A 3,770-nucleotide genomic window follows, 5' to 3' on the forward strand; every position below is an offset into this window, starting at 1 on the left:
GGTCGACAGTTCCATCGGGCAGCGCACGCCGGGCGGGATGTAGACGAAGGAGCCGTCGGAAAACACCGCGCTGTTGAGCGTCGCGTAGAAGTTGTCGGACACCGGCACGACCGAGCCGAGGTATTTTTTCACCAGCTCGGGATGTTCGCGGATCGCCTCGGAGATCGAGCAGAAGATGACGCCCGCCTTTTTCAATTCCTTCTGGAAGGTGGTCCCGACGGAAACGGAATCGAACACCGCATCCACCGCGACCTTGCGGCCCTCGGCGGGGGCGTCCTCGGCGCCCTCGACACCCGCCAGGATCATCTGCTCCTTCAGCGGGATGCCCAGCTTTTCGTAGGTCGCCAGCAGCTTGGGGTCGACCTCGTCCAGCGAGGCGGGCTTGACCTCCATGCTTTTGGGGCGGGCATAGTAATACTGATCCTGAAAGTCGATTTCAGGATAATCCACCATCGCCCAGTCGGGTTCCTTGAGGGTCAGCCAGCGCTCATAGGCCTTGAGCCGCCATTCGGTCATCCATTCCGGTTCTTCGTTCTTTTCGGAAATCAGGCGCACGATATCCGCCGTCAGCCCCTTGGGGGCGTATTCCATGTCGATGTCGGTGTTCCAGCCATACTTGTAGGTGCCGGCCATCGACTGAACGGTTTCGACGGTTTCCCGATCGACGCCTTCGCGAATTTCGTCCAAAGCTGTCATTTCAGCGTCCTTTTCCTTTAGCCGGTCCCTGCCCGGTCTTTGTTCGGTCACCGCAGCGGCCGGTAGGGGCCTTCGTGCGGACGATGCGGGTGCCATGGCCCCGCTTTCAATTCGTTCAGGCGGCGCGCGCCCGGTGTTTTCGGTGGTGCGACAGCCAGACGTCGGCAAAGCGGTCGAGCTCCTGCGCCGTCGTCCGGGGACCGATCGACACGCGAATCGCACCGGCGGCCACCTGCGGCCCGTGCCCCATCGCGGTCAGCACACGGCTTGCGCGGACCTTGCCGCTGGAACAGGCCGATCCTGCGGAAACCGCGATCCCGGCCAGATCCATCTGCATCACCTGTGTCTCGCCCTTCCAGCCGGGAGTGGCCATGCAGATCGTGTTGGGCAGGCGGCGCGATTCTTTCCCGACAAAAATAGTCTCTTTTGCCTCGGCTTCTAGGGTCGCCTCCAGATTATTTCGCAGCCGCTCCACCTCTGCCCAGGCCCCGGCGGCCAACTGCGCGGCCGCAGCCTCCGCCGCCGCGCCGAACCCCGCGATCCCGACCACGTTCTCGGTGCCCGCGCGCCGCCCCATTTCCTGACCGCCGCCCCGGATGCGCGCCGCCAGATCGGTGCCGCGCCGGAGGATCAGCGCGCCCACGCCCTTCGGCCCGCCGATCTTATGGGCCGAAACGAATGCCATCTGCACGGCGGACCAGTCGAAAGCCACCGGGATCTTGCCCAGACCTTGGGTGAAATCGGAAACCGCGACCCCCTCCGGCAGATCCTGGATCACGCCGGTTTCGCTGTTGGCCAGTTGCACCGCGCAATGGCCGGGGTCCGTGATGGCCACCCGCCCCCGCGCATCCACCGGCAGATCGGGCGTGATCCATGCCGTGACGGCGTCATGTTCTATGTCACCGCCGCGCAGATCACGCCCCGCCAGTGCCAATGCCGCCGCTTCCGTCGCGCCGGAGGTGAAGACGATGTCCGCCCCCTGCGCCCCCAGCGCCTGCGCCAGACGGGTCCGGGCGCGCTCGACGATGGCCTTGGCGGCGCGTCCTTCGGCGTGCACCGACGAGGGGTTCCCCGTCTGGTCCATCGCCTCCAGCATGGCCGCGCGCGCGGCATCGCAAAGCGGCGCCGAGGCGTTCCAGTCGAGATAGGCGCGCGGGCTCATTCCTCATCCACCACGGCGAAAAGCGTGGGCACGGCGGGGCATGGCGTCAGTTCGTTTTCCACCACATCCGACAAGCGCGTCTGATGCAGGAACACATAGACATGCGCCGACAGGCTTTCCCACAGGCGGTTGGTCATCGACTGTTCGCGCGATCCCGACAGCCCGCCCGAGGCGCCCGCCCCGGTATGCATCGCGCTGACCGTCTCATCGACCGCGCCCAGAACGTCCGAGACGCGGATTTCCGATGGGTGGCACGCCAGCCGATATCCGCCGCCCGGCCCGCGCACCGACTCCACCAGCCCCGCGCGCCGCAGCTTGACGAAAAGCTGTTCCAGATAGGGCAGCGAAATGTCCTGCTTGCGCGAAATCTCGGCCAGCGACACCAGCTGCGTCTCGGGGCGCTTGGCCAGATCGGCCAGGGCCACCATGGCGTACCGTCCCTTCGTGCTGAACTTCATCTGCGCCTCGTTGCTGGCGGTTTCCCGCAAATCCATTGACGGCGGGCGCGCGGCGCTTTACCTCGCATACGATCCCGTTCCGCCGATCCCGCCGGAATTTAGAACCATTCTAAAGTTTCCGACCAAACTCGTCAAGATTGGCCGGCAACGAAAACAGCATCGCAGGAATTGAATGCCCGAGGTAATCTTCCCAGGACCAGAAGGTCGGCTAGAAGGCCGTTACCACCCCCAGAAACAGAAGGACGCACCGATCGCGATCGTGCTGCACCCGCATCCGCAGTTCGGCGGAACGATGAACAATCGCGTCGTCTATAACCTGCATTACACCTTCTACAAGATGGGATTCACCGTCCTGCGGTTCAATTTCCGCGGTGTCGGGCGCAGCCAGGGCGAATACGACCAGGGCATCGGAGAGCTGTCGGATGCGGCCTCGGCGCTGGATTACCTGCAATCCATGAACAACAATTCCAAGCACTGCTGGGTCGCGGGATTCAGCTTTGGCGCCTGGATCGGCATGCAGCTTTTGATGCGCAGGCCCGAGATCACGGGGTTCATCTCGGTCTCTCCGCCCGCGAACATGTATGACTTCTCCTTCCTCGCGCCCTGCCCGGCATCCGGGCTGATCATCAACGGCACCGCCGACCGCGTCGCGCCCCCGCCGGACACGCGCAACCTGGTGGAAAAACTTCACGAGCAGAAGGGGATCACCGTCACCCACGAGGAGGTCGAGGGCGCGGGACACTTCTTCGAGGATAGCCACATGGACGGGATGCTCGACACGGTCAAAACCTATGTCAGCCGCCGATTGACGGAAACCACGCGCTAGGACGCACCGGGTGCGGCTGCGCGCGGGCGCGGCTTCGGTATGCCAACGTATACAGTCTTTCTAATTCGCCGTGCCTGCGCTATGACGCGCGCAATCGATTCATTCAAAGGGGGTGCTGCCCATGTCCAAGATCAAGGTCGAAAACCCGGTCGTCGAGCTCGACGGCGATGAGATGACCCGGATCATCTGGGACTTCATCAAGAAAAAGCTGGTCCTGCCCTATCTGGACGTCGATCTGCTCTACTACGATCTGGGCATCGAGGAGCGCGACCGCACCGACGACCAGATCACCGTGGATGCCGCCGAAAAGATCAAGGAAATCGGCGTCGGGGTGAAATGCGCCACCATCACGCCCGACGAGGCGCGGGTCGAGGAATTCGGGCTGAAGCGCATGTACCGCTCGCCCAACGGCACGATCCGCAACATCCTGGGCGGCGTCGTCTTCCGTGCGCCGATCATCTGCTCCAACGTGCCGCGCCTTGTGCCGGGCTGGACCCAGCCCATCGTCATCGGCCGCCATGCCTTCGGCGACCAGTACCGCGCGACGGACATGAAATTCCCCGGCCCCGGCAAGCTGACGATGAAATTCGTCGGCGAAGACGGCGAGGTGATCGAAAAGGACGTCTAC

4 protein-coding genes and 1 pseudogene are annotated in these 3,770 nt (G+C 63.8%); 2 read left to right on the forward strand and 3 right to left on the reverse strand.

All coding sequences use genetic code 11. The features are described from left to right. From ACU0BR_RS04855 to ACU0BR_RS04865, 3 genes and pseudogenes are all read right to left on the reverse strand, one after another. A pseudogene (locus ACU0BR_RS04855) lies at positions 1 to 696 on the reverse strand (Fe-S cluster assembly protein SufB); the annotation flags it as partial. A gap of 115 nt (positions 697 to 811) precedes the next feature. Beyond that, positions 812 to 1,858, reverse strand: coding sequence for a cysteine desulfurase family protein (locus tag ACU0BR_RS04860; protein WP_446155724.1), 1,047 nt, complete (start codon positions 1,856 to 1,858; stop codon positions 812 to 814). Next, positions 1,855 to 2,316: an Rrf2 family transcriptional regulator gene (locus ACU0BR_RS04865; RefSeq protein ID WP_446155725.1), complete on the reverse strand. Its 462-nt coding sequence runs from the start codon at positions 2,314 to 2,316 to the stop codon at positions 1,855 to 1,857. Before ACU0BR_RS04865 ends, ACU0BR_RS04860 begins: the two co-directional genes overlap by 4 nt. Before the next feature lie 172 nt (positions 2,317 to 2,488). On the opposite strand from ACU0BR_RS04865, the gene ACU0BR_RS04870 reads away from it, so the two are divergent. Both ACU0BR_RS04870 and ACU0BR_RS04875 read left to right on the forward strand, forming a co-directional pair. After that, positions 2,489 to 3,142: an alpha/beta hydrolase gene (locus ACU0BR_RS04870; RefSeq protein WP_446155726.1), complete on the forward strand. Its 654-nt coding sequence runs from the start codon at positions 2,489 to 2,491 to the stop codon at positions 3,140 to 3,142. A gap of 121 nt (positions 3,143 to 3,263) precedes the next feature. Further along, positions 3,264 to 3,770: isocitrate/isopropylmalate family dehydrogenase (locus tag ACU0BR_RS04875; protein WP_446155727.1), on the forward strand; the 507-nt coding region annotated here is incomplete at its 3' end.

The sequence above is a fragment of the Brevirhabdus sp. genome (assembly GCF_052826345.1).